The organism is Streptomyces sp. NPDC006259 (genome assembly GCF_042870975.1).
In the GTDB taxonomy this organism is placed as follows: domain Bacteria; phylum Actinomycetota; class Actinomycetes; order Streptomycetales; family Streptomycetaceae; genus Streptomyces.
Genome location: NZ_JBIAHY010000010.1, coordinates 109524 through 135631 on the forward strand (window position 1 = coordinate 109524; position 26108 = coordinate 135631).

24 protein-coding genes are annotated in these 26108 nt (G+C 71.0%); 7 read left to right on the top strand and 17 right to left on the bottom strand.

The window, feature by feature from the left end; translation table 11 throughout:
* Positions 1-308: 308 nt before the first annotated feature.
* Both ACFYO5_RS33595 and ACFYO5_RS33600 read right to left on the bottom strand, forming a co-directional pair.
* Positions 309-1661, bottom strand: coding sequence for a class I SAM-dependent RNA methyltransferase (locus tag ACFYO5_RS33595; RefSeq protein ID WP_388716192.1), 1353 nt, complete (start codon positions 1659-1661; stop codon positions 309-311).
* Between the two features lie 91 nt (positions 1662-1752).
* The gene (locus tag ACFYO5_RS33600) at positions 1753-3855 is read right to left on the bottom strand and encodes an APC family permease (RefSeq protein ID WP_388716195.1); all 2103 of its coding nucleotides are present in this window, start codon (positions 3853-3855) and stop codon (positions 1753-1755) included.
* Between the two features lie 416 nt (positions 3856-4271).
* Here ACFYO5_RS33600 and ACFYO5_RS33605 point away from each other — a divergent pair, with 416 nt between their 5' ends.
* Both ACFYO5_RS33605 and ACFYO5_RS33610 read left to right on the top strand, forming a co-directional pair.
* Positions 4272-4940, top strand: a complete 669-nt coding sequence (locus tag ACFYO5_RS33605) for a TrkA family potassium uptake protein (protein ID WP_356566945.1) — start codon at positions 4272-4274, stop codon at positions 4938-4940.
* Positions 4940-5608: a TrkA family potassium uptake protein gene (locus tag ACFYO5_RS33610; protein ID WP_356566943.1), complete on the top strand. Its 669-nt coding sequence runs from the start codon at positions 4940-4942 to the stop codon at positions 5606-5608. The genes ACFYO5_RS33605 and ACFYO5_RS33610 overlap by 1 nt, the downstream gene beginning before the upstream one ends.
* A 384-nt stretch (positions 5609-5992) precedes the next feature.
* Here ACFYO5_RS33610 and ACFYO5_RS33615 read toward each other — a convergent pair whose 3' ends face one another.
* The 8 genes from ACFYO5_RS33615 to ACFYO5_RS33650 all read right to left on the bottom strand — a co-directional run bounded on the left by ACFYO5_RS33615 (position 5993) and on the right by ACFYO5_RS33650 (position 14118).
* The gene (locus tag ACFYO5_RS33615) at positions 5993-6760 is read right to left on the bottom strand and encodes a DUF3159 domain-containing protein (RefSeq protein ID WP_388716199.1); all 768 of its coding nucleotides are present in this window, start codon (positions 6758-6760) and stop codon (positions 5993-5995) included.
* Between the two features lie 3 nt (positions 6761-6763).
* Entirely contained in the window at positions 6764-7162 is a 399-nt protein-coding gene (locus ACFYO5_RS33620; RefSeq protein WP_356566940.1) for an OB-fold nucleic acid binding domain-containing protein, read from the bottom strand.
* An 82-nt stretch (positions 7163-7244) separates the two neighbouring features.
* Complete coding sequence (locus ACFYO5_RS33625; RefSeq protein ID WP_388716203.1) at positions 7245-7958, bottom strand: response regulator; 714 nt, start codon at positions 7956-7958, stop codon at positions 7245-7247.
* Positions 7955-10552 (bottom strand): ATP-binding protein, encoded by a 2598-nt coding sequence (locus ACFYO5_RS33630; protein WP_388716206.1) that lies wholly within the window; start codon positions 10550-10552, stop codon positions 7955-7957. Before ACFYO5_RS33630 ends, ACFYO5_RS33625 begins: the two co-directional genes overlap by 4 nt.
* A gap of 278 nt (positions 10553-10830) precedes the next feature.
* Positions 10831-12078, bottom strand: a complete 1248-nt coding sequence (locus tag ACFYO5_RS33635) for an alginate lyase family protein (protein ID WP_388716209.1) — start codon at positions 12076-12078, stop codon at positions 10831-10833.
* 129 nt (positions 12079-12207) lie between these two features.
* Positions 12208-12984 carry a DUF3710 domain-containing protein gene (locus ACFYO5_RS33640; protein ID WP_388716212.1) on the bottom strand — a complete coding sequence of 259 codons (777 nt, stop codon included), beginning with the start codon at positions 12982-12984 and terminating at the stop codon, positions 12208-12210.
* Between the two features lies 1 nt (position 12985).
* On the bottom strand, positions 12986-13537 hold the full coding sequence (dut, locus tag ACFYO5_RS33645) for a dUTP diphosphatase (protein WP_356566931.1): 552 nt from the start codon (positions 13535-13537) through the stop codon (positions 12986-12988).
* On the bottom strand, positions 13534-14118 hold the full coding sequence (locus ACFYO5_RS33650; protein ID WP_388716214.1) for a PaaI family thioesterase: 585 nt from the start codon (positions 14116-14118) through the stop codon (positions 13534-13536). The genes dut and ACFYO5_RS33650 overlap by 4 nt, the downstream gene beginning before the upstream one ends.
* 139 nt (positions 14119-14257) lie before the next feature.
* Between ACFYO5_RS33650 and ACFYO5_RS33655 the strand changes: the two genes are divergently transcribed.
* Positions 14258-14722: a DUF3093 domain-containing protein gene (locus ACFYO5_RS33655; RefSeq protein WP_356566927.1), complete on the top strand. Its 465-nt coding sequence runs from the start codon at positions 14258-14260 to the stop codon at positions 14720-14722.
* A gap of 155 nt (positions 14723-14877) precedes the next feature.
* On the opposite strand, the gene ACFYO5_RS33660 is transcribed toward ACFYO5_RS33655, so the two are convergent.
* The 4 genes from ACFYO5_RS33660 to ACFYO5_RS33675 form a co-directional block, all read right to left on the bottom strand.
* Positions 14878-15816: a hypothetical protein gene (locus ACFYO5_RS33660; RefSeq protein WP_388716217.1), complete on the bottom strand. Its 939-nt coding sequence runs from the start codon at positions 15814-15816 to the stop codon at positions 14878-14880.
* 13 nt (positions 15817-15829) lie between these two features.
* Positions 15830-16126 carry a DUF4193 domain-containing protein gene (locus ACFYO5_RS33665; protein WP_003993510.1) on the bottom strand — a complete coding sequence of 99 codons (297 nt, stop codon included), beginning with the start codon at positions 16124-16126 and terminating at the stop codon, positions 15830-15832.
* 395 nt (positions 16127-16521) lie between these two features.
* On the bottom strand, positions 16522-17754 hold the full coding sequence (locus ACFYO5_RS33670) for a HAMP domain-containing sensor histidine kinase (RefSeq protein WP_356566924.1): 1233 nt from the start codon (positions 17752-17754) through the stop codon (positions 16522-16524).
* A gap of 4 nt (positions 17755-17758) precedes the next feature.
* Entirely contained in the window at positions 17759-18412 is a 654-nt protein-coding gene (locus tag ACFYO5_RS33675) for a response regulator transcription factor (protein ID WP_020125132.1), read from the bottom strand.
* Positions 18413-18827: 415 nt separating this feature from the next.
* Here ACFYO5_RS33675 and ACFYO5_RS33680 point away from each other — a divergent pair, with 415 nt between their 5' ends.
* Positions 18828-19001 carry a hypothetical protein gene (locus ACFYO5_RS33680; protein WP_356566922.1) on the top strand — a complete coding sequence of 58 codons (174 nt, stop codon included), beginning with the start codon at positions 18828-18830 and terminating at the stop codon, positions 18999-19001.
* 96 nt (positions 19002-19097) lie between these two features.
* Here ACFYO5_RS33680 and ACFYO5_RS33685 read toward each other — a convergent pair whose 3' ends face one another.
* Positions 19098-19913 carry an inositol monophosphatase family protein gene (locus ACFYO5_RS33685; RefSeq protein WP_388716221.1) on the bottom strand — a complete coding sequence of 272 codons (816 nt, stop codon included), beginning with the start codon at positions 19911-19913 and terminating at the stop codon, positions 19098-19100.
* Between the two features lie 8 nt (positions 19914-19921).
* Entirely contained in the window at positions 19922-21049 is a 1128-nt protein-coding gene (locus ACFYO5_RS33690) for a ferrochelatase (RefSeq protein WP_388716224.1), read from the bottom strand.
* A gap of 266 nt (positions 21050-21315) precedes the next feature.
* Here ACFYO5_RS33690 and ACFYO5_RS33695 point away from each other — a divergent pair, with 266 nt between their 5' ends.
* Together ACFYO5_RS33695 and ACFYO5_RS33700 are read left to right on the top strand one after the other, a co-directional pair.
* The gene (locus ACFYO5_RS33695; RefSeq protein ID WP_388716227.1) at positions 21316-22554 is read left to right on the top strand and encodes an MFS transporter; all 1239 of its coding nucleotides are present in this window, start codon (positions 21316-21318) and stop codon (positions 22552-22554) included.
* Complete coding sequence (locus ACFYO5_RS33700; protein WP_388716230.1) at positions 22514-23833, top strand: D-arabinono-1,4-lactone oxidase; 1320 nt, start codon at positions 22514-22516, stop codon at positions 23831-23833. Before ACFYO5_RS33695 ends, ACFYO5_RS33700 begins: the two co-directional genes overlap by 41 nt.
* On the opposite strand, the gene ACFYO5_RS33705 is transcribed toward ACFYO5_RS33700, so the two are convergent.
* Positions 23757-24551, bottom strand: coding sequence for a hypothetical protein (locus ACFYO5_RS33705; protein WP_388716233.1), 795 nt, complete (start codon positions 24549-24551; stop codon positions 23757-23759). The genes ACFYO5_RS33700 and ACFYO5_RS33705 overlap by 77 nt on opposite strands.
* Positions 24552-25040: 489 nt before the next feature.
* Here ACFYO5_RS33705 and sepH point away from each other — a divergent pair, with 489 nt between their 5' ends.
* Entirely contained in the window at positions 25041-26072 is a 1032-nt protein-coding gene (gene sepH, locus ACFYO5_RS33710; RefSeq protein ID WP_356566910.1) for a septation protein SepH, read from the top strand.
* Positions 26073-26108 lie beyond the last annotated feature (36 nt).

Below are 26108 nucleotides of genomic sequence, written 5' to 3' on the forward strand. Positions count from 1 at the left end.
CATGGCCGCGGCCGTCAACGGGCACCGACACAGCACGCGCACGCTTCGGCCGTCATGCGCGCGCTCTCCGGAAACGTCACCCTCACTCACGGCCGTGGCCACCTCTCACCCCCCGGCCAGAGCCTGGTCCCACCCGGGCGACGTCGCCCCGGGAAGTCCTGGGAGCGCTCGAGGATCTCTTCGACCAAGTGTTCATGATCCTCGAGGACTACCCGGTCGACCCTGAACTCGCGGAACCCGGCGATCTCGACGACGCCGGACTCAGGGAGTGCGTCCAAGACAAGCCTGCTGACCAGCGAACCCGCAGGTCAAAGCCCCTTCGCAGCAGGCTCCAGAATCGCCACGCACTCCACGTGATGCGTCATCGGGAACAGATCGAACGCCCGCAGGGTCCGCACCCGGTATCCCCCGTCCCGGAAGTACCCCAGGTCCCGCGCGAGCGCGGCGGGGTCGCAGGCCACGTACGCGATCTTCCGCGCCTTCAGCGACGACAGGTGCTCGACCGTCTTCTTGCCCGCCCCCGCTCGCGGCGGGTCGAGAACGATGAGGTCGACCTCGCTGATCCCCGTGCGCGGGAGGACGCTCTCGACCTTGCCCTGCTCGATCCGCACACGGTCGAAGTCGGCGAGGTTGTGCCGGGCGTCCTCGACGGCGCGCTTGCCGGACTCGATGCCGAGCACCGCGCCCTTGTCGCCGAGGCGGTCGGCGAGCGCGCCGGCGAAGAGGCCGACGCCGCAGTACAGGTCGAGCGCCATGTCGCCCTTGCGCGGCAGCAGGCCCTGCATGACCGCCTTGACGAGGGTGTCGGCGGCCTGCGGGTGGACCTGCCAGAAGCCGCCGCTGCCGACCCGGTAGGTCCGGCCGTCGGCGCGCTCGCGCACGAACGCGCGGCCGTGGACCCGGTGGATGCCGCCGTCGTGCTCCTCGACCCGCATGACCGAGACGGGCCTGTCGAGTTCGACGAGGGGGAGGCGGGCACCGGGGCGGGGTTCGAGGATCACCATGCGGTCCTGGGAGCCGGTCGCGGCGATGGCGTCGACGGAGGCCATCCCGGACCAGTCGCGGTCCTCGATGCCCAGTTCGCTGACGCCCGGTGCCGCGATCATGCAGTGCTCGATGGGCTCGACCTCGTGCGAGCGGTGGCGGCGCAGTCCGGCGTTGCCGTCGGCGTCGACCGCGTACTGCACGCGCGTCCGCCACTGCGGAACCTGGCCCGCCGGAAGCTTGTCGCCCTCGGCCGGCATCACGGTGCCGTCCCAGCCGGCCTCCTCGGGCGTGAGGCCCGCGAGCCGCTGGAGCTGCTCGGTGATCACCTCGCCCTTGAGCCGGCGCTGGGCGCCCGGCTTGGCGTGCTGCCAGTCGCAGCCGCCGCAGCGGCCGGGGCCGGCGTACGGGCAGGGTGCCTCGACGCGGTCCTTGGACGGCTCCAGCACCCGCACGGCGTCCGCGCGCAGGAACCGCGCGCCCTCCTCGCCGTCGGTCACCCGGGCCACGACCCGCTCGCCGGGCAGTGTGTGCCGGACGAACAGCACCTGGCCCTCGTCGGTGCGGGCGATGCAGTGCCCACCGTGCGCGACGGGGCCGACCTCGACCTCGTACTCCTCGCCGACGAGCGACCGCGCCTGCGCGTCCGCCTGCGAGTTCTTCGGTTCTGCCTGCATGGCGGGGTGACTCCACTACTCGAACGAGGTACGGCCGGACAACAGCCCACCAGTCTACGTGGCTGTCGTCCGGCCGCTCACCATGATCGGGTCAGGCCTGCGGGCCCGGGGAACCGGAGCCGGGCGTACCCGCGGCGCCGGTGGAGCCCTTGCCCGACGGCTCCTTCGGGCGCCCCTCGTGGGCGGGACCGCGCCGCACGGAACCCGGAGCGTTCCACTCCTGCCGCTTGCGGGCCCGCTTCTTGGCCACCTCGGACGACTGGAGCTGGTACGGCACCGAGGTCACCATCACACCGGGCGTGAACAGCAGCCGGCCCTTGAGCCGGAGCGCGCTCTGGTTGTGCAGCAGCTGCTCGTACCAGTGACCGACCACGTACTCGGGGATGATCACCGACACGGCGTCCCGCGGCGACTCCCGGCGCAGGCTCTTGACGTACTCGATGACCGGCCGCGTGACCTCGCGGTAGGGCGAGTCGAGGACCTTCAGCGGTACGTCGAGTCCGCGCCGTTCCCACTCCGCGCGCAGTGCCTTGGTCTCCGCCGGGTCGACGTTGACGGTGAGCGCCTCCAGGGTGTCGGAGCGCATCAGCTTGGCGTAGGCCAGGGCGCGCAGCGTCGGCCGGTGGATCTTGGAGATCAGCAGTACCGAGTGGACGCGGGAGGGGCGGACGCTGTCGTCGCTGGGTCCCTCCGGAGCGGCGAGTTCCGTGGAGACGCGGTCGTAGTGGCGGCGGATCGCGGTCATCGTGCCGTAGAAGATCACCATGCCGAGCAGGGCGACCCAGGCGCCGTGGGTGAACTTGGTGATGAGGACGACCACCAGGACCACGCCGGTGAAGAACGCGCCGAAGGTGTTGATCGCCCGCGAGCGGACCATGTGGCGGCGCTTGGCCGGGTCGGTCTCGGTCGCCAGGTGGCGGTTCCAGTGCCGGACCATGCCGGTCTGGCTGAGCGTGAAGGACACGAACACGCCGACGATGTACAGCTGGATCAGCCGCGTGGAGTCGGCGCCGTACAGAACGATCAGCAGGGTCGCCGCGCCCGCGAGGAGCACGATGCCGTTGGAGAACGCGAGGCGGTCGCCGCGGGTGTGCAGCTGGCGGGGGAGGTAGCGGTCCTGGGCGAGGATCGATCCGAGCACCGGGAAGCCGTTGTAGGCGGTGTTGGCGGCGAGGAACAGCACCAGCGCGGTCGCCGCGGCGAGCACGAGGAAGAGGAAGCTGCCCTTGCCGAAGACGGCCTCGGCGACCTGGGTGATGACCGGGTTCTGGACGTAGCCGGAGCCGACCGCGGCGCCGTTGTGCAGCAGGTCCACGGCCGGGTTCTCGGCCATGCGCACGTCGGTGACCAGGGCCAGCACGATGATGCCGCAGAACATGGTGACGGCGAGCAGGCCCATCGCGGCGAGGGTCGTCGCCGCGTTCTTCGACTTGGGCTTGCGGAAGGCGGGCACGCCGTTGGAGATCGCCTCCACGCCGGTGAGCGCCGCGCATCCGGAGGAGAAGGCACGCAGCATCAGGAAGAGCAGGGCGAAACCGGCCAGGCCCTGGTGCTCGGGCTTGATCGTGTAGTCGGCGGTGGGCGCCCGCATGGAGTCGTCCAGGACCAGACCCCGGAACGCGCCCCACGCGATCATGATGAAGACGCCCGCGACGAACACGTACGTCGGGATGGCGAAGAGCTTGCCGGACTCCTTGACGCCGCGCAGGTTCATCAGCGTCAGCAGGATGACGACGGCGACCGCGCAGGCCACCTTGTGCTCGACGACGAAGGGGATCGCGGAGCCGAGGTTCTCGATGCCGGAGGCGATGGACACGGCGACGGTCAGGACGTAGTCGACGAGCAGGGCGCTCGCGACGGTGAGACCGGCCTTGGCGCCGAGGTTGGTGTTGGCCACCTCGTAGTCGCCGCCGCCGCTCGGGTAGGCGTGGACGTTCTGCCGGTAGGAGGCGACCACCGTGAACATCAGCACGACGACCGCCACCGCGATCCACGGGCTGAAGTGGTATGCCGACACGCCCGCGATGGACAGGACCAGCAGCACCTCCCCCGGCGCGTAGGCCACGGAGGACAGCGGGTCGGAAGCGAAGACGGGTAGGGCGATGCGCTTCGGCAGGAGCGTTTCTCCGAGCCGATCACTGCGCAGTGCGCGCCCGATCAGAATCCGTTTGGGCACGTCGGTCAGTTTGGACACAACTGAGCATCGTAGGCCTTCGAACAGGGGACCGCCCACTCTCCCCCGGCGTCAGCCGGGTGACATGGTGTCCCGGTTCCGTCACGGGCGCCCGCCGTCTGCCTCACGGGTGAATTCGGCCACGGCTCGGCTGCGGATTCCGTGGCCGCACCGGTCGCCATGTCTATATGACAATTCCCGTCCGCTGCCGCCCTCTCGGAGGTTCCATGCATACGACCGCGGAGCTGATCGGCGCCGCCGGCACCCTTGTCGGCCTCGGAATCCTCACCCTCCTCAGTCTGTGGAGCATCAGCCGTCGCTGACGTCGTGAACGGTGCACAGGGGTGCCCTCGCCGGACCGCGCGTGTGTAGCTTGGTCGGCGGTCTGAGACCCTGTTACAGCCAAGTCAGCAACATTTGACCTCGGAAGGACGGTCGTGCACATCGTCATCATGGGCTGCGGCAGAGTGGGTTCCGCTCTCGCCCAGGCCCTGGAGCAACAGGGGCACACGGTCGCCGTGATCGACCAGGACCCCACCGCCTTCCGACGTCTTGGCTCATCGTTCGGTGGCCGCCGGGTCACCGGGGTCGGCTTCGACCAGGACACCCTGCGCGAAGCCGGCATCGAGGAGGCCGGGGCCTTCGCCGCCGTCTCCAGCGGCGACAACTCCAACATCATCGCCGCCCGCGTGGCCCGCGAGATGTTCGGCATCGAGAACGTCGCCGCCCGCATCTACGACCCCCGCCGCGCCGAGGTCTACCAGCGCCTGGGCATCCCGACGGTGGCCACGGTCCGCTGGACGGCCGACCAGATGCTGCGCCGGCTGCTTCCCTCGGGCTCCGAGCCGCTGTGGCGGGATCCCACCGGTGGCGTCCAGCTGGCCGAGGTACACGCCTCCGCCTCCTGGGTCGGACACAAGATCAGCAAGCTCCAGGAGGAGACCGGTGTGCGTGTCGCCTTCCTGACCCGCCTCGGCGAAGCGATTCTGCCCACCTCGCAGACGGTTCTGCAGGAGGGCGACCTGGTGCACGTGATGATGCGCACCGACGACGTGGAGAAGGTCGAAGCCGCGTTCGCCGAGGGCCCGAAGGAGGACGGTCACTGATGAGGGTCGCCATTGCCGGAGCCGGCGCGGTCGGCCGCTCGATCGCGGGCGAGCTGCTGGAGAACGGTCACGAGGTGCTGCTGGTCGACAAGGCGCCGACCGCCATCTCGGTCGAGCGTGTCCCGCAGGCGGAGTGGCTGCTGGCCGACGCCTGCGAGATCACCTCCCTCGACGAGGCGGCGCTCCAGCGCTGCAACGTCGTGATCGCCGCCACGGGCGACGACAAGGTCAACCTGGTGGTGTCCCTGCTCGCGAAGACGGAGTACGGCGTCCCGCGCGTCGTCGCCCGCGTGAACAACCCGAAGAACGAGTGGCTGTTCAACGAGTCCTGGGGCGTGGACGTCGCCGTGTCCACCCCGCGTCTGATGTCGGCTCTGGTGGAGGAGGCGGTGAGCGTCGGCGACCTGGTCCGCCTCCTCCGCTTCAGCCACGGCGACGCCAACCTCGTCGAACTGACCCTCCCCGAGGAGTCGGCCCTGGCCGGCACCCAGGTCGGCGACGTGGAGTGGCCGGAGGACACCTCCCTGGTCACCATCATCCGCGGCACCCGAGTCCTCACCCCGTCCCGCGAGGACTCCCTGGAAGCGGGCGACGAACTCCTGTTCGTGGCCGCCCAGGCCCGGGAGGAACAACTGGAGGACCTGCTCTCGGTACGCCGCGAGGACTGACTCCCCGCCCGGTCCGACGACATCCACGGGACCCGTCCTGCGTTCGAGGACGGGGATGCGGCCGGGGATGGGGATGGGCCGGGATGAGGCCAGGGGACGGCGGACGAGGCCGATGCCCGCGGACGAGGCCGGGGGACGCGCACGAGACCGGGGACGAGGGCAGGCCCCGAGGCGGAGAGCGAGGCCGGCAGGCGAGGCCTCTCAGGACGAAAGCGGGTCCGGGGCGCAGCCTCCAGGTCTCGGACGGGTGGGGGCGGCGGGGGAAACACACCCCGCCGCCCCCACCCGTCCCGCCCGCGCCGGGAGTACCCGCTTCGGCGCCGCGCTCTGCCGGGACTACCCGTCCTGCCCGTGCCGGGAGTACCCGCGTCGCCGCTGCCGGGATTACCCGTCCCGCCGGTGTCGCGGCCCGGCGTCCGCGGACTCCGCGGCGGCCTTCGACTCCGCCGCCTTCTCCTTCTGCTCCGCCGCCTTCTCCTCGGCCTCCATCTCGGCGAAGACGTCGATCGGCGCGGGCGCCTTCGCCAGGAACACCCACGTCAGCCACACGGCCAGCAGGAACGGCGGGATCTTCAACGCGATCAGCACCCACCCCAGCTGGGTGGTGTCGGCCCACCAGTACAGCGGGAAGAGGATCGCGCACTTGGCGAGGAGGATCAGCCCCCAGGCATAGCTGGCCTTCGCGTAGGCCTTCTTGCGGCCGGGGTTCCGGGTCCGCCAGGAGAGGTTCTCCTTGAACACCGGGCCGAGGATCAACCCGAGCAGCGGCACCCCGCACAGGGTCGTGATGATGTACGCCAGCGACAGCCCGAGGGTGTAGAGCATGCCGGGCAGGTAGAAGTCCTTCGCGTTGCCCGTCATCGTCGCGAACACGACACCGAAGGCGACCCCGAAGACACCGCTGAAGGCGTGCTTCACGGTGTCCTTCATGGCCAGGCGGACCACGACCAGGACCAACGACACCGCCAGCGCGGCGATCGCCGACATGTGCAGGTCCTTGTTGATCGTGTAGATCGTGACGAACAGCAGGCCGGGCACCACCGTCTCGACCATGCCCCGCACCCCGCCGAACGCCTCGAACAGCGCGGCTTCCGTCACCGCCCGGGCGTCGTCCTGCTGAGTGTCTTCGGTCGGCTTGTCGAGCGACGTCACCGGCTACTCCCTACCAAGGGGTCTCAGTTCGTACTTGGGGTTGAACAGCACCCGGCGGCCCCGGCTCAGCGAGATCCGGCCCGATGCTATGAGCTTGCGCCCCGGCTCTATGCCCACGATGGAGCGTCTGCCCAGCCAGACCACGTCCAGCGCGGCGGAGCCGTCGAACAGCTCGGCCTCCAACGCCGGGACTCCGGCCCGCGGCCGCAGGGTGACCGTGCGCAAGGTACCAGTAACCGTGACGATCTGGCGGTCCTGGCAGTCTCCGATCCGCGTGCAGCCGGCGGTCTCGGCATCCTCCCGCAGCTCCTCGGACTCCAGGTCCTCCTGGGAGGAGGAGAGCCGATCGAGCATGCGCCGGAACCGGCCCACCGGCTTCTCGGAACGAGGAACAGCACTCATGTCTGAAGGGTACCGGGAGGCACGCCCGCGCCCGTACCCCCGTGGTGACGCCCGCCCTCCCCCGCCTCCGGCCCGCTCTGGCTCACTTCTCGAAGCGGTACCCCATCCCCGGCTCCGTGATGAAGTGCCGGGGGTGCGACGGATCGGCCTCCAGCTTTCTGCGCAGCTGTGCCATGTAGACCCGCAGGTAGTTCGTCTCCGTCCCGTACGACGGCCCCCACACCTCCTGGAGCAGCTGCTTCTGGCCGACCAGGCGGCCGGTGTTGCGCACCAGCACCTCCAGCAGATGCCACTCCGTGGGCGTGAGCCGTACGTCCTTGCCGTCCCGGTCGACCTTCTTGGCGCCCAGGTCGACCGTGAACCCGTCCGTCTCGACCAGGTCCCCATCCTCTGTCCCGCCCGCGGGTTCGGCCCGGCGGACGGCGGCCCGCAGCCGGGCCAGCAGCTCGTCCATGCCGAAGGGCTTGGTGACGTAGTCGTCGGCGCCCGCGTCGAGCGCCTCCACCTTCTCGTCCGAGGAATGCCGGGCGGACAGCACCACGATCGGCACCCGGGTCCAGCCGCGCAGCCCTCTGATCACCTCGACGCCCTCCATGTCGGGCAGCCCCAGATCGAGGACGATCACGTCGGGGGGACGGGTGGCGGCGAGCCGGAGGGCGGTGGTCCCGTCGTGGGCGGCGTCGACCTCGTACTCGCGGGCCTTGAGGTTGATGACGAGGGCGCGCACGATCTGGGGTTCGTCATCGACCACGAGGACCCTCGTGGGGCTCTGGGGGCTCCCCCCGGTCCAGCTCATGAAGCCTGCCTCTCGGATCCTGCGGGCTGTTCCGGGGGTGGGTCGCCGACGGCGGCGGAGTCGAGGCCCGTGGGCCGCCCCGGCCGGGCCGTGTCCCGGTCCTCGGCCGCGCGCACGGTGAGCACCATGGTGAGTCCCCCGCCCGGTGTGTCCTCCGCCACGAGCGTCCCGCCCATCGCCTCGGTGAAGCCACGCGCGACCGCGAGGCCGAGGCCCACGCCGGTCCCCCGCGGAGCGTCACCGTATCGCTGGAAGGCCTCGAAGATCCGCTCCTTGGCGTCGTCCGGGACGCCCGGCCCGCGGTCCACGACCCGGAGCTCGACCCGGCCGGCGAGCGCGCGGGCGGAGACCAGCACGGAGGTGCCGTCCGGGCTGTACTTCACCGCGTTCTCCACCAGGTTGGCGACCGCCCGCTCCAGCAGCCCGGCGTCCACGGCGACCATCGGCAGCGTCTCCGGGACGTCCAGTGCCACGCTGTCCTCCGGGACGCCGCCGAGCGCCATCGGCACCACCTCGTCCAGGTCGGTCTCCCTGATGATCGGCGTGACCGTGCCGGTCCGGAGACGGGACATGTCCAGGAGGTTCCCCACCACGTGGTCGAGCCGGTCGGCGCCGACTTCGATGCCTTCGAGCAGTTCCGCCCGGTCCTCCTCGGACCAGGCCACGTCGTCGGATCTGAGTCCGGACACCGCCGCCTTGATCCCGGCCAGCGGAGTGCGCAGATCATGGCTGACGGCAGCCAGCAGTGCCGTGCGGATCCGGTTGCCCTCGGCGAGCGTGCGGGCCCGGTCGGCCTCCTCCTGGAGGCGCCGCCGGTCCAGCACGACGGCCGCCTGCGCGGCGAAGGCGCCCAGCACCCGCCGGTCCTCCGCGGGCAGCGCCCGTCCGGTGAGCGCGAGCGCCAGTCGGTCCCCGACAGGCACGTCCACATCGGCGTCCTCCGGCCTCCGCACGGGCCGTCCCACGCCGGCCCGCCCCGCACAGGTCCAGGGCGTCGTCCCCTCGCCGCGCTCCAGCAGGGCCGCCGACTCCATGCCGAAGGTCTCCCGGACCCGCTCCAGCAGGGCTTCCAGGCTGGTCTCGCCGCGCAGTACGTTGCCCGCCAGGTAGGAGAGGATCTCCGACTCCGCCCGCAGCCGCGCCGCCTGCTCGGTGCGCCGGGCGGCCAGGTCGACCACCGACGCCACGGACACCGCGACCCCTACGAAGATCACTATGGCGACGATGTTCTTCGGGTCGGCGATGGTCCAGTGGTGCAGGGGCGGCGTGTGGAAGTAGTTCAGCAGCAGGCAGCCCAGGGCCGCCGAGGCCAGTGCCGGGAACAGGCCGCCGAGCAGCGCCGCCGCCACCGTCAGCGCCAGGAACAGCAGCATGTCGTTGGCGAGGCCGAGATGGACCGCGCTGAGCAGCGCCGTCATCAGCGGGGGGCCGGCCAGCCCGACCGCCCAGCCAGAGATGATCCGGGCCCGCCCGAGCCGGGCGCCCCGGGGGACCGGCAGCCGCCGCCCCTTGGCCGCCTCCTCGTGGGTGACGATGTGCACGTCGAGGTCGGTTCCGGACTCGCGCGCCACCGTGGCACCGACGCCGGGACCGAGCATGTGCTGCCAGGCCTTGCGGCGCGAGGAGCCGAGGACGATCCGGGTGGCGTCGGCGCCCCGGGCGAAGTCGAGGAGCGCGGTCGGGATGTCGTCGCCGACGACGTGGTGGAAGGTGCCGCCGAGATCCTCCACGAGGGTGCGCTGCACCGCCAGTTCCTCGGGCGAGGCCGAGGTCGGGCCGTCGCTGCCGGCGATGTGGACGGCCAGCACCGCTCCACCGGCGCCCTTCTCGGCCAGCCGGGCCGCCCGTCGCAGCAGCGTCCGCCCCTCCGGGCCGCCGGTCAGCCCGACCACGATCCTCTCCCGCGAACCCCGGAGCGCGGGCTCCCGGTGTTCGCCGCGGTACTGATTCAGGTACTCGTCGGCCCGGCCGGCCACCCACAGCAGGGCCAGCTCCCGCAGGCCGGTGAGGTCGCCCGGCCGGAAGTGGTTCGACAGGGCCGCGTCGACCTGGTCCGGTGCGTGGATGTTGCCGTGCGCCGTGCGACGGGGAAGCGCCTGCGGCTCCATGCCGACCAGCTCGATCCGGTCGGCACGGCGTACGAACTCGTCCGGGACCGTCTCCCGCTGCCGGACCCCCGTGATCGCCTCGGCGATGTCGCCGAGGGATTCCAGGTGCGCGATGTTCACCGTGGAGATCACGTCGATGCCGGCGGAGAGGAGTTCCTCCACGTCCTGCCAGCGCTTGGTGTGACGAGAGCCCTGCGCGTTGGTGTGGGCCAGCTCGTCCACCAACGCCACCTGGGGGCCGCGGGCGAGCACCGCGTCCACGTCCATCTCGGTGCGGGCCCCGCCCTGGTGCTCCAGCCGCCGACGGGTGACCTGCTCCAGGCCGTCCAGCATCGCCTCCGTGCGCGGCCGGTCGTGATGTTCGACGAACGCCACCACGCAGTCCGTGCCCCGCTCCACACGGCGGTGGGCCTCGGAGAGCATCGCGTACGTCGTGCCCACGCCCGGCGCCGCGCCGAGGTAGATCCGCAGCTTGCCGCGTGCCATGGCCCCATTCTCTTCCGGTGACTCCTGCCTCCGCAGCGTCGACCTTACGGTCGAGGCTGCGGACAAAAGGGGCGAGGAGGAGGGGACGGTCGTCCTTTGACGCATCCCTGACGCGGTGGACACCCCGCAGGTCGACCTGGCCATACGCCCTCCCCCTCGCTCCTTCGCCGTCCCCCTCATCCCTACATCGGATGAGACCCCCGGATCGGTTCACGCCGGACGGTCCCGATCTCGCACGTCGGGCCGAGGCCGGCTCCGACGCCGTGCGGGATCTCCTCTCACACCGTGCTGTCCCCGTGCGTCAGCGTCTCCCAGGCCACGAAGAGGTTGTTGCTGCCCGCCGGACGGTTCTGCGAGGTCAGCGTCTGCGTGTTCGTCATCGCGATGCCGAGCCGGTTGTGCAGCGCGTTGTAGCCGACCTCGGTGACCGGGCCGAGGCCCAGCTTCAGGGAGCCGCCGCACAGCCAGCTCGGTACGGCCGTGCCGAGCTGGTACTTGGCGTGCAGTCCGAGGGCGTGCCGCAGCCGCTCGCCGACATCGGTGCCGTACAGGTCCTGGCCCTGGATCCGGCTGGTCTCGGCGATGTGCGAGATGGCCGAGATGCCGTACCCGGTGTGGGTGAAGTCGCGGCAGGTCTCCTGGCTGAGGCCGTCGACGAAGGTGGACTGACCCTGCCAGTAGGCGACGATCTTCTCCCGGGTGTCGAGGTTCTGACTCGGCACGGTCCTCGGCAGGGCACCGTCGGAGGCGAGGTAGACGTAGGCGGCGGTACGGGTGCGGAACCTGGCCATCGCCTTGTCGTACGACGTCTTGTCCTCCAGGAAGACGGAGATGCCGACGGCGGCCTCCATCATCGACAGTTCCCAGTTGCCGTTGGAGTGGGAGCCGTTGATGACGTCGGGGAGGTAGACGTCGCGCAGCATGCCCGCGAAGCGCCCGGAGTTGGCCCAGGTGCCGGAGTACGTGTACTTGATGATCTCGGCCGCCCTGGGCCAGGAGGAGCCCGCCCAGCCGGTCTGGAGGGGCGCGTTGCTGTTGGTGTGGTCCTGGATCACCGCGGACCAGGCGTCCATCAGCTCGATCGCCTTCCTGGCGTGGCGCTCGTCGCGCGTGACGTACCAGGCGAGGGCCTGGGTGTAGGCGGCGATCGCGTCCTCACGCTCGTCCGTACAGCCGTTGTTCGGATTGGAGTACGAGCCGCATTCGACGATCGCGCGGGGCTTGGGGACGCGGTTCAGGTCGGCGTACTTGCTCGCGAGCATCCGGTCGTACGCGCCCTTCCACGGCTGGGCGCCGGCATTGACCTGCCGGCGGGCGAGATCGAGCTGGGCCCGGGAGACGGTGACGCCCGGGTGGGCGAAGGCCGCGGGGGCGGCCTCGGCGCGGGGGGTGACGGGGGCGGCCTCGGCGCGGGGGGCGGCGGGTGCGGCGAGGGCGCCCAGGAGGAGGGCGGTGACGGTCACGGGAAGCGCAGATCTACGCACAGCGACACTCCGTTCTCGTATGTGAACACAGAGCGCCCACATGAACTAGGCGTTGAGCGGAGACCGTAGGTACAGACCAATACGCCGTCAAGGGTGCGCGCAACGCCAGCAAGGGCCGCACCCCCGGGAGGGGATGCGGCCCTTGGTGACGCTGCCGGCCCAGTGGGGCGGCTAACGGACTTCCGTGATCTCCGGTCCGCGCTGCAACTGGCCCATGCCACCGGAGAAGCGGGAACCCGCCTCCTCCTGGTCCTGCTGGACGCTCTCGGGAACCATCTGGGCGTCGTTGGGCAGCTTCAGGACGATCGGGTCACGGGGCGCCATCGGGCCCTCGCCGCGGACCACGACCGTGTCCCGGAAGATCTGCTCCAGCAGACCGGCGGCCTGCGGCTGCACCGCGCCCTGGCCCGAGATCACCCCGCGCAGGAACCAGCGGGGACCGTCCACGCCGACGAACCGCACGACGTGGAAGCCGCTCGTACCGTCCGGCAGCTGCACCGGTACCTGCGCCCGCAGCTCCCAGCCCAGCGGACCCTCGACCTCGTCGATGATGCCACCCTGCTGGGTGATGCCGGAGCCGATCTCCTCGCGCACCTCGCCCCAGATGCCCTCACGCTTGGGAGCGGCGAAGGCCTGGAGCTGGATGGCGCTGTCGCGCAGTACGACGGTGGCCGCGACGATCGCGTCACCGGCGACCTCGACACGCAGTTCCATGCCGTCGACTCCGGGCACGAAAAGGCCACCCAGGTCCACCCGGCCCTCGGCGGGGTCGCGCACCTCCGAGCTGTCCCAGGGACCGTCCGGCCGCGGCTCCGGCTCCAGCCGGACGCGCTCGCGCCCGCCCTCCGCCTCGGTGTCGTCCGCCTCAGTGCCGACGCTGTCGACGACCTGCTCGGCCTCGCCGGCCGCGTCCTCGGCGGCACCCTTCTTCTTGCGACGTCCGAACACGTCACTGTCCTTCCCGGTCGGATACGACCGATGCGTATCGATTCCCAGCCGTCGCGCCGCCCACGGCGGCTTGACCGTTCGTGCCGCTTCCGCCGCCCACGGCGGCGTGACCACCGGTGGACCCGAAGCCCCCCTCGGCCCGCGCCGAGTCGGGAAGTTCCGCGACCTCCTGGAAGCGGACCTTCTCGACCTGCTGGACAACCAGTTGGGCAATCCGGTCGAAGCGCTCGAACCGCACGGACTCGCGCGGGTCGAGATTCACCACGATCACCTTGATCTCCCCACGGTACCCGGCATCAACCGTCCCCGGGGCATTCACGAGGGCGACGCCGCATCGGGCGGCGAGCCCCGAGCGGGGGTGCACGAAGGCCGCGTACCCCTCGGGCAGCGCGATGGCCACCCCCGTGGGCAGTACGGCCCGCTCCCCCGGCGCCAGTTCACGACTCTCGGTGGTCCGCAGATCGGCCCCCGCGTCACCGGGCTGCGCGTACGTCGGAAGCGGTACGTCGGGATCGACGCGCCGGATCAGCACGGGCACGGGTTCACGGCTCACGGGTTCACCTCGAAGGCGCGGCCGCGGCGGATCCGGTCCGGGTCGCTCATGGCGGCGTCGATCTCCTCCTGGCGCCCGTGCCGGACGAAGTGCTTGACCTCGACCTCGACGAACAGCGCGTCGGCTCGGACGGCGACGGGCCCCTCGGGGCCGCCGATCCGACCGGTGGCCGTCGAGTAGATCTTCCGGCCGGCCACAGCCGTCACCTCGGCCTCGAGATGCAGCGTGGTGCCGACGGGCACGGGGCGCGCGAAGTCCGTCTCCAGCCGTCCGGTCACGGCGATCGTGCGCAGCAGCCAGTTCAGCGAACCGAGGGTCTCGTCGAGCGCGGTGGCCAGGACCCCGCCGTGCGCCAGACCCGGTGCCCCCTGATGAGCGGGCTGCACGGTGAACTCCGCGGTGACGGTGACTCCCTCGCCGGCCCGCGCCTCCAGATGCAGCCCGTGCGGCTGTCCGCCGCCGCAGCCGAAGCACCGTTCGTAGTGCGCGCCGAGAAGCTCGCCGGGTGCGGGCGCATCGGGGTGCCGGACCGGTTTCACTGCGTCGGCCGGAGGCTCAAGAGCTGCGGAAGTACCACTCACAGCCGCAGACCTTACCCGCCCGCCCGTCACCCACCGCCACCCTGGCCGACAGCGCTGACCAACGGCCCCCAGGCCTCGCCCGTCATCCACCCCGACCCTGAGCCGGGAAGGGGTCGCGGACCGTGCCAAGCTTGGTTCCATGCAGCTCTCCGCCACCCCGTACGACGAACGTCTCACCGCTCCCCGCTCCTGGTGGTTCATCTCGTGCCTCGTGGGCGTCGCCTTCGCCCTGATCCTGCTGCCGTTCGGCACCCTGCCACTGCTGGGCGGGCTGGTCGGCGGCACCGCGGTCGCCGCCGTCGCGGCCAGTTCGTACGGCTCCCTCCGCATCCGGGTGGTGGGCGACTCGCTGATCGCGGGTGAGGCCAGGATCCCGGTGACGGCGCTGGGTGAGGCGGAGGTGCTGGACGCGGAGGAAGCGCGGGCCTGGCGCACGTACAAGGCGGACACCCGGGCGTTCCTGCTGCTGCGCGCCTACATCCCCACCGCGCTGCGCGTGGAGGTCACCGACCCGGCCGACCCGACGCCCTACCTGTACCTGTCGACCCGTGAACCGCAGCGGCTGGCCGAGGCCCTGCGAGCGGCACGGGAATCCGCGGCGTAGGCGAGCTTTCTCGCGGTCCGCGGCGGGAAGGAAGGATCGCGGCGCAGGCGCACGTCACGGAACGCAGGCGGCAGGCAGCAGGCAGCAGGCAGCAGGCAGGCGAGGAAGATCGCGGCGTAGGAAAAGGTTTCTCCTGCGCCGCGCGAAGACTTCGCTCAGCCCTCGAGTTCCCCGGGTCCGGTCTCCAGCGGCAGCGGGTTCGCCGGCTTCTCCAGGGGCGGCAGTTCGGGCAGCGCGTCCCACGGCACCTGCACCCTGCGCAGGTCGTCCCGGACCTTCGCGGCCAGCTTCCTGGTGTCCCTGCGGTTCATGAGCGCGCCCACGGCGGCACCCACCAGGAACGGCATGAGGTTCGGCAGGTCGCGGACCATGCGCTTCATGATCTGCTGCCGCAGCTCGCGCTTCATCTGGCCGCCGAGGGCCGAGTTGAACGAGGTGGGCTTCAGTACGTCGACGCCGCGTTCGCCCGACCACGAGCGCAGGTACGCGGTGCTGCGCTCGACGAGGTTCCCGGCGGGACGTACACCGTAGACCTCGTGCAGTTCGGCGATCAGCTTCAGCTCGATCGCGGCCACGCCGCTGATCTCCGCGGCGATCTCGGCCGGCATCGCCGGCGGTACGGGCAGCATGGCCGCCGCGCCCACGCCAGCGCCCACGGTCGAGGTGGCTTTCGCCGCGCCCGCGACGAGTTTGTCGGCGAGCTGCTCCGGCCCGAGTCCGGGGAACTGCCGACGCAGCGTCCGGAGATCCCGTACGGGGACCCGCGGGGCCATCTCGATGATCCGGTCGGCGAGGTGGGCGATGCCCGCCCTGGCGCGTTTGCCGCCCCTGCGGGCGCCTTCCCTGGCCAGGTCCACCGCCTTGTGCCGGATCGCCGCGGCCCGTCGCCTGGCGACGGGCGCGGCGCCCTGAGCAGACGCCGGGAGATCACTCCCGTCGCCCGCCGCTTCGAGCGAGGCCGATCCCGCAGGGGCAACTCCCTTGCCGGATGAGCCTCGCTCGTCGTCACGCACGCCGTGAGGGCCGTCGGACGGTCCCTTGTCCGCTCCCGACAGGAGGAAGCGGCGCTTCCGAGGAGGGGTCGAGCCAGTCACGGCCGACCCGCCCTCAGTCGCAGTCGCGGCAGATCGGCTGGCCGTTCTTCTCGCGGGCCAGCTGGCTGCGGTGGTGCACCAGGAAGCAGCTCATGCAAGTGAACTCGTCCTGCTGCTTGGGCAGAACCCGGACGGCCAGCTCCTCGTTGGAGAGGTCTGCGCCGGGCAGTTCCAGGCCTTCTGCGGCCTCGAACTCGTCGACATCGACTGCGGAGGCGGACTTGTCGTTCCGCCGGGCCTTCAGTTCTTCAAGGCTGTCGGAGTCAACGTCGTCGTCGGTCTTGCGTGGGGTGTCGTAATCGGTTGCCATTTCGCCTCTCCCCCTCTGGGTGTCTGCGGTGTCTCCAGCGCACGTAACGCGTGAGAGGCCGGACTTGTGCCCGCCTCGAGGCGGAGATTTTGCCTCACATCAAGGTCTGTTACTCAATCGACACCCAACCGGACTCATCGAGAGTGATCGGCTTGGATGGCGATCGGGACCGTACACGGTCCGAATGCCGCACTACAAAGGCGCCTCACCGTGTACTTCCCGTGATCGGGACCCCCGAAAACCCGGAGTTTCCGGGCTTTCCGACAGCATTCATGATCACGGAGAGTAGATGGCCGGAAAATCGCCCTTGTGATCGATCACACACGGGAAAGCCAGATCGAGGCCCTAAAAATTTCGCTTAAAGCGAACAAGCCCATGTGCGTCGCGGCATGTTCTCAGAGCGGCAGGGTGACTCGCATCACGAGCCCTCCTCCCTCGCGCGGCTGGGCCGCGATATGGCCGCCGTGCGCCCGTGCCACGGAGCGCGCGATCGACAGGCCGAGTCCGACACCCTTGTCACTGCCCGTACGCTCCGTGCGCAGTCGCCGGAAGGGCTCGAAAAGATTGTCGATCTCGTAAGCGGGGACCACCGGGCCCGTATTGGACACGACGAGAACCGCCTGACCGTGCTGGACCTCAGTGGTCACCTCGACCCAGCCGTCCTCGGGGACGTTGTAGCGCACGGCGTTCTGCACCAGGTTAAGCGCGATCCGCTCCAGGAGTACGCCATTGCCCTGGACGGTTGCCGAATCCCGCTTCCCGCGGATCCGCACGCCCTTCGCCTCCGCCTCGCCGTGCACCTGGTCGATGGCTTGCCCGGCGACCTCGGCGAGGTCGACGGGCTTGCGCTCGACGATCTGGTTGTCGCTGCGGGCGAGCAGCAGCAGGCCCTCCACGAGCTGCTCGCTGCGCTCGTTGGTGGCCAGCAGTGTCTTGCCGAGCTGCTGGAGTTCCACCGGCGCCTCGGGGTCGGAGAGGTGCACCTCCAGCAGCGTGCGGTTGATCGCCAGCGGCGTCCGCAACTCGTGCGAGGCGTTGCCCACGAAACGCTGCTGGGCGGTGAAGGCGCGCTGCAGGCGCTCCAGCATGTCGTCGAAGGTGTCGGCCAGCTCCTTCAGCTCGTCGTCCGGCCCGTCCAGCTCGATACGGCGGGACAGGTCCGAGCCCGCCACGGAGCGCGCGGTGCGCAGGATCCGGCCGAGCGGGGCGAGTACGCGGCCGGCCATGGCGTAGCCGAACGCGAAGGCGATCACGGCGAGCCCGAGGAGGGCCAGCAGCGAGCGGCTGAGCAGGTCGTCGAGGGCGTGCTGGCGCTGCTGGTTCGCGCACTCGTTCATCGCGCGGTTCAGCTCGCTGGCGGTCGGCTCGTTCGGGAAGTTGCAGATGTCGCTGGCGACCTGCCCGGCGAGGATCTTGAAGGGCAGATCGCTGCCCACGTTCAGCGCGTTCGCCGCCAGCAGGTAGATGATCGACAGCAGCAGGATGCCGGCGATCAGGAACATTCCGCCGTACAGCAGCGTGAGCCGTATCCGGATGGTCGGACGGAGCCAGGGGAAGGGGGCCTGTGGCCTCCTGGGGTCCCAGGTGGGCTTCGGGGGCGCCTGGGGAGGCGCCGGTGTCGTGGCCACGGGGTCAGATCCGGTAGCCCGAGCCGGGGACGGTGACGATCACCGGCGGTTCGCCGAGCTTGCGACGCAGTGTCATGACGGTCACGCGCACGACATTGGTGAACGGGTCGGTGTTCTCGTCCCAGGCCTTCTCCAGGAGCTGCTCCGCGGAGACGACGGCGCCCTCGCTGCGCATCAGCACCTCCAGGACGGCGAACTCCTTCGGGGCGAGCTGCACCTCCTTGCCGTCGCGGAAGACCTCGCGGCGGTTCGGGTCGAGTTTGATGCCCGCGCGCTCCAGGACGGGCGGCAGCGGCAGGCTGGTGCGCCGGCCCAGCGCGCGCACGCGGGCGATCAACTCGCTGAAGGCGAAAGGCTTCGGGAGGTAGTCGTCGGCGCCGATCTCCAGACCCTCGACGCGATCGCTGACGTCGCCGGAGGCCGTGAGCATCAGCACGCGCGTGGGCATGCCCAGCTCGACGATCTTGCGGCAGACGTCGTCGCCGTGCACGAGGGGGAGGTCACGGTCGAGGACGACCACGTCGTAGTCGTTGACGCCGATGCGTTCCAGTGCGGCCGCGCCGTCGTACACGACGTCGACGGCCATGGCCTCCCGGCGCAGTCCGGTGGCCACCGCATCGGCGAGCAGCTGCTCGTCCTCGACGACGAGTACGCGCACGTCGCTTGTCCTTCCTGTGTCCACCCGCGTAGCGCTCTGTGGGCGCACACGGGCAGGGCGTGGTGAGTGTGGGCCTCCATCCTGCCCTTTTCGGCCATAAGTCGGCGGTAAGACGGGGGGGAGGGCCCCGAAGGGCGGGTGTGAAGCCCGGGAATGCCAGATTTTCTCGTGGGGTTGAGGTTTCTGCGGAAGGCAGCGGGGGGAGGACGGCTTTACACCCCGCGATCACGCTCTGCATGTGCCGTAGCACCATGCGGCACTCCGCGTTCCGCTTGCCGCAGAGTGGGCGTGGGTGTCCGGCACCGTCGCCGCCCGGCCGGGCAGCGCTGGGCACCTACTGGAGACGTGATCGCCCCTTCCCAAATCGGCACACCCCCGTGCCACAGACCCACGACCCAGGACGAGGGGGCGCAGCATGGACGCTTTCACCGCAGGACTTCTGCAGCGCATAAGGGCGACCGAGTCCGACCTGACGCGGGCTCGCGACGAGGGCGACGACTTCCTCGTGGAGGTCGAGCAGGGCGAGCTGGACGACCTGCGCCGCCTCGCCGCCGAGCACGGCGTGCAGGTCGGTGTGGCGATGGCCTGACCAGGCCGCACGAATGACGGAGGGGCCCCGGCGAATCCAGCGCCGGGGCCCCTTCGCGCATCCGTGCGGGCTGGTCAGGGACGCGGTGCCGCGCGCTCAGTCGTGCCAGGCGCCGAAGTCCTCCAGGAGCCGCTGGAGGGGCTCGAAGACGCCGGGGGTCCCGGCGACCGTCAGCTCGCGCGAGGGCCGCCGTCCGGGGCGTCCACCGGTCAGGGCGCCCGCCTCCCGGGCGATCAGGTCGCCCGCCGCGAGGTCCCAGGGGTGCAGCCCGCGCTCGTAGTACCCGTCGAGGCGGCCGGCGGCCACGTCGCACAGGTCGACGGCCGCGGAGCCGCTGCGCCGGATGTCGCGCAGCAGCGGGATCAGTCGCCGGGCGACCTCGGCCTGGTGGGCGCGGACCTCGGTGACGTAGTTGAAGCCGGTGGAGACCAGGGCCTGTTCGAGCGGGGCCGCCGGCCGGCAGGCGATCCCGCGCTCGCCCTCCCAGGCGCCGGTCGCCCACGCGCCGCGTCCGCGTACGGCGCGGTAGGTCTCGCCGCGCATCGGGATCGCCACGACCCCGGCGACGGTCTCGCCGTCCTGCTCCGCGGCGATGGAGACGGCCCAGGTGGGAAGGCCGTAGAGGTAGTTCACGGTGCCGTCGAGGGGGTCGATCACCCAGCGGATGCCGCTGCTGCCCTCGCTGGAGGCGCCCTCCTCGCCGAGGAAGCCGTCGTCGGCGCGGTGCTCGGAGATCAGGCCGGTGATCAGCTTCTCGGCGGCGATGTCCATCTCGGTGACGACGTCGATGGGGCTCGACTTGGTGGCGGCGACCGCGAGGTCGGCCGGTCGGCCGTCCCGCAGCAGTTCGCCGGCCCGGCGGGCGGCTTCCTCGGCCAGTTCGAGCAGTTCGGTGTGCAGGGGGTCGGTCACGGCGCTCCTCACGCGTACGGGCTGTCGGCGCCGGCGGCGGCGGGCCTGGGGGCGCGGGACGGACAGCAGCCGACGGGGCAGAGCTGGTGGCTGGCGCCCAGGGCGCCCAGGGCGCAGGGGGTGACGTCCCGGCCGCTCTCGGCCGCGGCGCGCTCCAGTACGAGTTCGCGGACGGCCGCGGCGAAGCGCGGGTCGGCGCCGACGGTGGCGGAGCGGCGCACCGGCAGGCCCAGCTCCCCGGCCTTGGCCGTGGCCTCCGTGTCGAGGTCGTAGAGGACCTCCATGTGGTCGGAGACGAAGCCGATGGGGGCCATCACGACGGCCGGCGCCCCGGCCGCGTGCCGCTCCTCCAGGTGGTCGCAGATGTCGGGCTCCAGCCACGGGATGTGGGGTGCTCCGGAGCGCGACTGGTAGACGAGCTGCCAGGGGTGGTCGACGCCGGTGCGCTCACGGACGGCGTCGGCGACGAGCCGGGCCACGTCCAGGTGCTGGGCGACGTACGCCCCGCCGTCGCCGTGGTCCTCGACGGGGCCGGAGGCGTCGGCGGCGGCCGTCGGGATGGAGTGGGTCGTGAAGGCGATGTGGGCGCCGTCGCGGACGTCCTCGGGAAGGTCGGCGAGGGAGCGGACCACACCGTCGATCACGGGCTCCACGAAGCCGGGGTGGTTGAAGTAGTGCCGCAGCTTGTCGATCCTCGGCGGTTCCAGGCCCTCGGCCTCCAGCGCGGCCAGCGCGTCGGCGAGGTTCTCGCGGTACTGGCGGCAGCCCGAGTACGAGGCGTAGGCGCTGGTGGCGAGGACGAGGACGCGGCGGCGGCCGTCGGCGACCATCTCGCGCAGGGTGTCCGTCAGGTAGGGGGCCCAGTTGCGGTTGCCCCAGTAGACCGGCAGGTCGAGCCCGTGGTCCGCGAAGTCCTTGCGCAGGGCTTCCAGCAGGGCGCGGTTCTGGTCGTTGATGGGGCTGATCCCACCGAACAGGAAGTAGTGCTGCCCGACCTCCTTGAGGCGTTCCTTGGGGATGCCGCGCCCGCGCGTCACGTTCTCCAGGAACGGGACCACGTCGTCCGGGCCTTCCGGGCCGCCGAAGGAGAGCAGGAGCAGGGCGTCGTAGGGGGTGGCATCGAGCGCGTCTGGCATGTCTCGATCCTGCCACCCGTCGCCGACAGCCCGGAAACGCCGGGTGGTCGTGGCGGGGGGCTCCCGCCCGGAGGAAGGCGCGGGGGGTCCGCCGGGCGGTGCGTCAGGGGTGCGTTAGGGTTGCCTAACTCGTAAGCTGTATGAGCTGCCTTCGCGCCTTACCCGCCAGGCAGCTCCGCCGCCCCCACACCGAGCCCCGCAGAGCCACCTTCCTCGCGCCGTGCCGAGCCGCCACGCACGCGTGACCGGACCCGACGGAGATGTCCGTGCCCAGCCCCTACCGCGCCCTGTTCGCCGCCCCGGGCTCCAGGGGCTTCTCCGCCGCGGGGTTCATCGGCCGGATGCCGCTGTCGATGATGGGCATCGGCGTGGTCACGATGGTCTCCCAGCTCACCGGCCGGTACGGTCTCGCGGGCGCCCTCTCGGCGACGATCGCGCTCTCGGCGGCGGCGATCGGGCCGCAGATCTCACGCCTGGTGGACCGGCACGGGCAGCGCAGGGTGCTGCGGCCCGCCACGCTGGTCGCGCTCCTCGCGGCGACCGGACTGCTGCTGGCCGCGCACCTGGAATGGCCGGACTGGGTGCTGTTCGTGTGCGCCGCCGCGATCGGATCGGTGCCCTCCCTCGGCGCGATGATCCGGGCCCGGTGGGCGGCCGTCTACCGGGGCACCCCGCAGTTGCACACCGCGTACTCCTTCGAGTCCGTGGTGGACGAGGTCTGCTTCATCTTCGGCCCGATCATCTCCATCGGCCTGTCCACGGCCTGGTTCCCGGAGGCCGGTCCACTGCTGGCGGCCTGCTTCCTCGCCGTCGGCGTCTTCTGGCTGACCGCCCAGCGGGCCACCGAGCCGCAGCCCCACCCGCGCGAGCGGAAGGGCGGCGGCACGGCGATGCGCTCGCCCGGTCTGCAGGTGCTGGTGGCGACGTTCGTGGCCACGGGGACGATCTTCGGAGCGGTCGACGTGGTCACCGTCGCCTACGCCGACGAGCAGGGGCACAAGGCCGCCGCGAGCCTCGTCCTGGCGCTCTACGCGGCCGGTTCCTGCGTGGCGGGCCTGGTCTTCGGTCTGCTGCGCCCCCGGGGATCGGCCGAGCGACGCTGGTTGCTGGGCGTGTTCATGATGGGCGTGAGTATGATCCCCCTCCTACTGGTCGGGAACTTGCCGTTTCTGGCCGTGGCGCTCTTCGTCGCGGGCCTCGCCATCGCTCCCACGATGATCACGACGATGTCCCTCATCGAAGAGCACGTACCACGCGCGCAGCTGACCGAGGGCATGACCTGGGTGAGTACCGGGCTCGCGGTCGGGGTCGCGCTGGGTTCCTCGATCGCCGGCTGGGTCATCGACACGGCGGGCGCGCGGGCCGGGTACGGGGTTCCGGCGGTGTCCGGAGCCGTCGCGGTCGCGGTCGGTTTCCTCGGGTACCGCCGGCTCAGCAGGCCGGCGCCGGGTCGTGGAGGCACCGTTGAGCAGCACAGCGAGCGGGAAGATCGGCACGTGGCGTAACTGGGGCGGCAATGTCGCCTCCCGCCCCGCGCGGGAGGTCACGCCCGCCTCCGTCGACGAGCTGGCCGCAGCCGTGCGCCGGGCGGCCGAGGACGGACTGACGGTCAAGGCGGTCGGCACGGGCCATTCCTTCACGTCGATCGCCGCGACGGACGGTGTGTTGATACGCCCTCAACTCTTGACCGGCATCCGCGACGTGGATCGGGAAGCCATGACCGTCACGGTCGAGGCGGGCACCCCTCTCAAGAGGCTCAACCTGGCGCTGGCGCGTGAGGGACTGTCGCTCACCAACATGGGCGACATCATGGAGCAGACCGTCTCCGGCGCCACCAGTACGGGCACCCACGGCACGGGCCGGGAGTCGGCCTCCATCGCCGCCCAGATCAAGGGCCTGGAGCTGGTCACGGCCGACGGCTCGGTCCTGACGTGCTCGGAGAAGGAGAACCCGGAGGTCTTCGCGGCGGCCCGGATCGGTCTGGGCGCCCTCGGCATCGTCACCGCGATCACCTTCGCCGTGGAGCCGATCTTCCTGCTCTCCGCGCGCGAGGAGCCGATGCCGTTCGACAAGGTCCTCGCCGACTTCGACGAGCTGTGGGCCGAGAACGAGCACTTCGAGTTCTACTGGTTCCCGCACACCGGCAGCACCAACACCAAGCGCAACAACCGCAGCGCGGGCCCGCGCAGGCCGGTGGGTCAGCTGGCCGGGTGGTTCGAGGACGAGTTCCTCTCGAACGGCGTCTTCCAGGCGGCCCAGTGGGTCGGCCGTGCGGTGCCTGCCACGATCCCGGCGATCGCCACGGTGTCCAGCAAGGCGCTCTCCGCGCGCAGTTACACGGACATCCCCTACAAGGTCTTCACCTCGCCGCGCCGGGTCCGATTCGTGGAGATGGAGTACGCCGTGCCGCGGGAGGCGGTGACCGAGACGCTGCGCGAACTGAGGGCCATGGTCGAGCGCTCTCCGCTGCGGATCAGCTTCCCCGTGGAGGTGCGCACCGCACCGGCCGACGACATCACCCTGTCCACCGCCTCCGGCCGCGACAGCGCGTACATCGCGGTCCACATGGTCAAGGGCTCGCCCTACCAGCGGTATTTCACCGCCGCCGAGCGCATCTTCACCGCGCACGAGGGCCGGCCGCACTGGGGCAAGATCCACACTCGGGACGCCGACTACTTCGCCGGGGTCTACCCGCGGTTCGGCGAGTTCACGGCGTTGCGGGATCGGCTGGATCCTGACCGGCGGTTCCAGAACGACTACTTGCGGAGGGTTCTGGGGGCGTGACGGACCCGGTCGGCGTGGGCGTCGGCTCCTGACCGGCACCCGCGTCCCGGCTCGCGCTCGCCGTGGGCTCCGGTGACGTCGTACCGCCGTCGTCGTCCCGCGAGGAGTCCGAGGGGACGCCGTCGTCGGAGGGTGTGGCGGTCCCGGTGGTCACGGGGCTGTCCGATGAGGCGGGTGCGGGTTCGGTGGAGCCGGGGGCCGGGCCGCCGTCCGGGTCGGAGTCCGCTCCCGAGGACGACGCGGTGGTGCCGGAGAGGGCGTCGCCCACGGTCGTACCGCCGTTGCCGCTGAAGCTGCTGCCGGAAGCCAGTTCGTAGGCGGTGACGCCGCCCATGGTCACGGCGAAGACCAGGGCCGCCGCGACGGCCGGCCGTTTCCAGCCCCGCACGCGCGCGCGGTGGACGGTTCCCTCGGAGTACTCGCCGGGTGCCGGGGCCCTCGTCGGACCGGGCCGACGGACCACCGCGGCTTCGCGGAACTGCTCGCCGGTGCGGCTGAGGAAGTGCTGGAAGACGGTGCCGCCGCAGGTGGCGACGACGCTCACGACACCCGCCCCGAGGATCGTGCCGTAGACACCGAAGTACGAGGCGAGTCTGGCGGCCACCACGGCGGCGACGGCACCACCCGCGACCTGAGGGAGGCTCAGGTCGATCCGCTTCCTCCCCTCCGCGGCCTCCGCCGCGCTCGACTCGTCATCGACGTCGGGCTGTTCACGCATTCCGTGTCCTTGCCTGCCTTTCCCGTACTTGATCGACTTTTCCTACTTGATCAACCAACCGCACGAGAAAGGGACGTACGGACGAAGCGGATCGTTCCGATTCCGGTGATCGCGTGAAGTAGGCCACGTCCCAGGTAGTGAAAAGCGCTTGCCCCATCGACAAGTCGCACCCCGCGCCAGAAGTTGCGCGGCGCGCCAATCCACGTGCGTGGCCCGAATGGAGTACTGTTGCGAGCCCTGGGTCCGGTCTCCCACCAGGATGTCCGGAGCCTTCACGGACCGCCAGGAGGAGGCCGGTTGCACAGGGTTACGGAGTTGGTCACTTAACGTGGCGAATTGATAACCGTGCCATAACGGCGATCAAGGGCCCGCGTGCGACACGCCGGGCAACTCGGCAAGGTTGTGGCAGGCTGCACCCGGGCAGGCCACACTCGACTAGCGGAAGCAGCGACGCACGTGACGTCGGCAGGCACCACCCGGGAGGTCCCCATGCCCGAACTGCGTGTCGTGGCCGTCTCGAATGACGGCACACGGCTGGTGCTGAAGGCTGCGGACAGCACGGAGTACACGCTTCCGATCGACGAGCGTCTGCGCGCCGCCGTCCGCGGTGACCGTCCCCGCCTCGGCCAGATCGAGATCGAGGTGGAGAGCCACCTCCGCCCCCGTGACATCCAGGCGCGTATACGTGCCGGCGCGACAGCGGAAGAAGTCGCGCAGATGGCAGGCATCCCCGTCGACCGGGTACGCCGCTTCGAAGGCCCCGTGCTGGCCGAGCGTGCGTTCATGGCCGAGCGAGCCCGCAAGACCCCGGTCCGCCGGCCCGGCGAGAACGCCGGTCCGCAGCTCGGTGAGTCCGTGCAGGAGCGGCTGACGCTGCGCGGCGCCGAGAAGGACACCGTCCAGTGGGACTCCTGGCGCCGGGACGACGGCACCTGGGAGGTCCTGCTCGTCTACCTGGTCGCGGGCGAACCGCACTCCGCGAGCTGGACGTACGACCCGCCGCGGCGGCTCGTCCAGGCCGTCGACGACGAGGCGCGCTCGCTCATCGGCGAGTCGGACGACCTCGCCGCGCCGGAGCCCAGCTTCCCGTTCGTGCCGCGCATCGCTCGGTTGCCCCGAGACCGCACCATGGACCGCGCTCTCGATCGCGCCAGCCTGCCCGCACCGCCCTCCGAGCCTGCCGAGGAGAGCACCGGCGAGCGCGAACGGGACTCGCTGACCAGCCTGTTGGAGGCGGTACCGAGCTTCCGGGGCGACATGATCGTCCCGGAGATCCCCTCCGAGGAACCGGAGGAGCCGACGGAGGAACCGGCCGAGGAGGAGCCCCCGGCGCCTGCCGCGTCCGCCGGTTCCGCCTATGCGGACGTCCTCATGCCCCGCTCCGTCGGCAGCCACCGCGACCGTCTCATCGGCTCCACGGACCGTCAGGCGGAGGCCGACGGCGTCCGCCCCGGCCGCCGCGCCGCGGTACCCAGCTGGGACGAGATCGTGTTCGGGACCCGGCGCAAGAAGCAGGAGTAGCGCGGGCGGCGGGAGCGGACCGCCGTACGGCGACTC

Excerpts from the sequence above, each read along its gene's own strand:
- ACFYO5_RS33595 (WP_388716192.1), bottom strand. The coding sequence starts at position 1,661 with ATGCAGGCAGAACCGAAGAACTCGCAGGCGGACGCGCAGGCGCGGTCG.
- ACFYO5_RS33610 (WP_356566943.1), top strand. The coding sequence starts at position 4,940 with ATGAGGGTCGCCATTGCCGGAGCCGGCGCGGTCGGCCGCTCGATCGCG.
- ACFYO5_RS33620 (WP_356566940.1), bottom strand. The coding sequence starts at position 7,162 with ATGAGTGCTGTTCCTCGTTCCGAGAAGCCGGTGGGCCGGTTCCGGCGC.
- ACFYO5_RS33625 (WP_388716203.1), bottom strand. The coding sequence starts at position 7,958 with ATGAGCTGGACCGGGGGGAGCCCCCAGAGCCCCACGAGGGTCCTCGTG.
- ACFYO5_RS33630 (WP_388716206.1), bottom strand. The coding sequence starts at position 10,552 with ATGGCACGCGGCAAGCTGCGGATCTACCTCGGCGCGGCGCCGGGCGTG.
- ACFYO5_RS33635 (WP_388716209.1), bottom strand. The coding sequence starts at position 12,078 with ATGTGGGCGCTCTGTGTTCACATACGAGAACGGAGTGTCGCTGTGCGT.
- ACFYO5_RS33655 (WP_356566927.1), top strand. The coding sequence starts at position 14,258 with ATGCAGCTCTCCGCCACCCCGTACGACGAACGTCTCACCGCTCCCCGC.
- ACFYO5_RS33665 (WP_003993510.1), bottom strand. The coding sequence starts at position 16,126 with ATGGCAACCGATTACGACACCCCACGCAAGACCGACGACGACGTTGAC.
- ACFYO5_RS33680 (WP_356566922.1), top strand. The coding sequence starts at position 18,828 with ATGGACGCTTTCACCGCAGGACTTCTGCAGCGCATAAGGGCGACCGAG.
- ACFYO5_RS33690 (WP_388716224.1), bottom strand. The coding sequence starts at position 21,049 with ATGCCAGACGCGCTCGATGCCACCCCCTACGACGCCCTGCTCCTGCTC.
- ACFYO5_RS33705 (WP_388716233.1), bottom strand. The coding sequence starts at position 24,551 with ATGCGTGAACAGCCCGACGTCGATGACGAGTCGAGCGCGGCGGAGGCC.
- sepH (WP_356566910.1), top strand. The coding sequence starts at position 25,041 with ATGCCCGAACTGCGTGTCGTGGCCGTCTCGAATGACGGCACACGGCTG.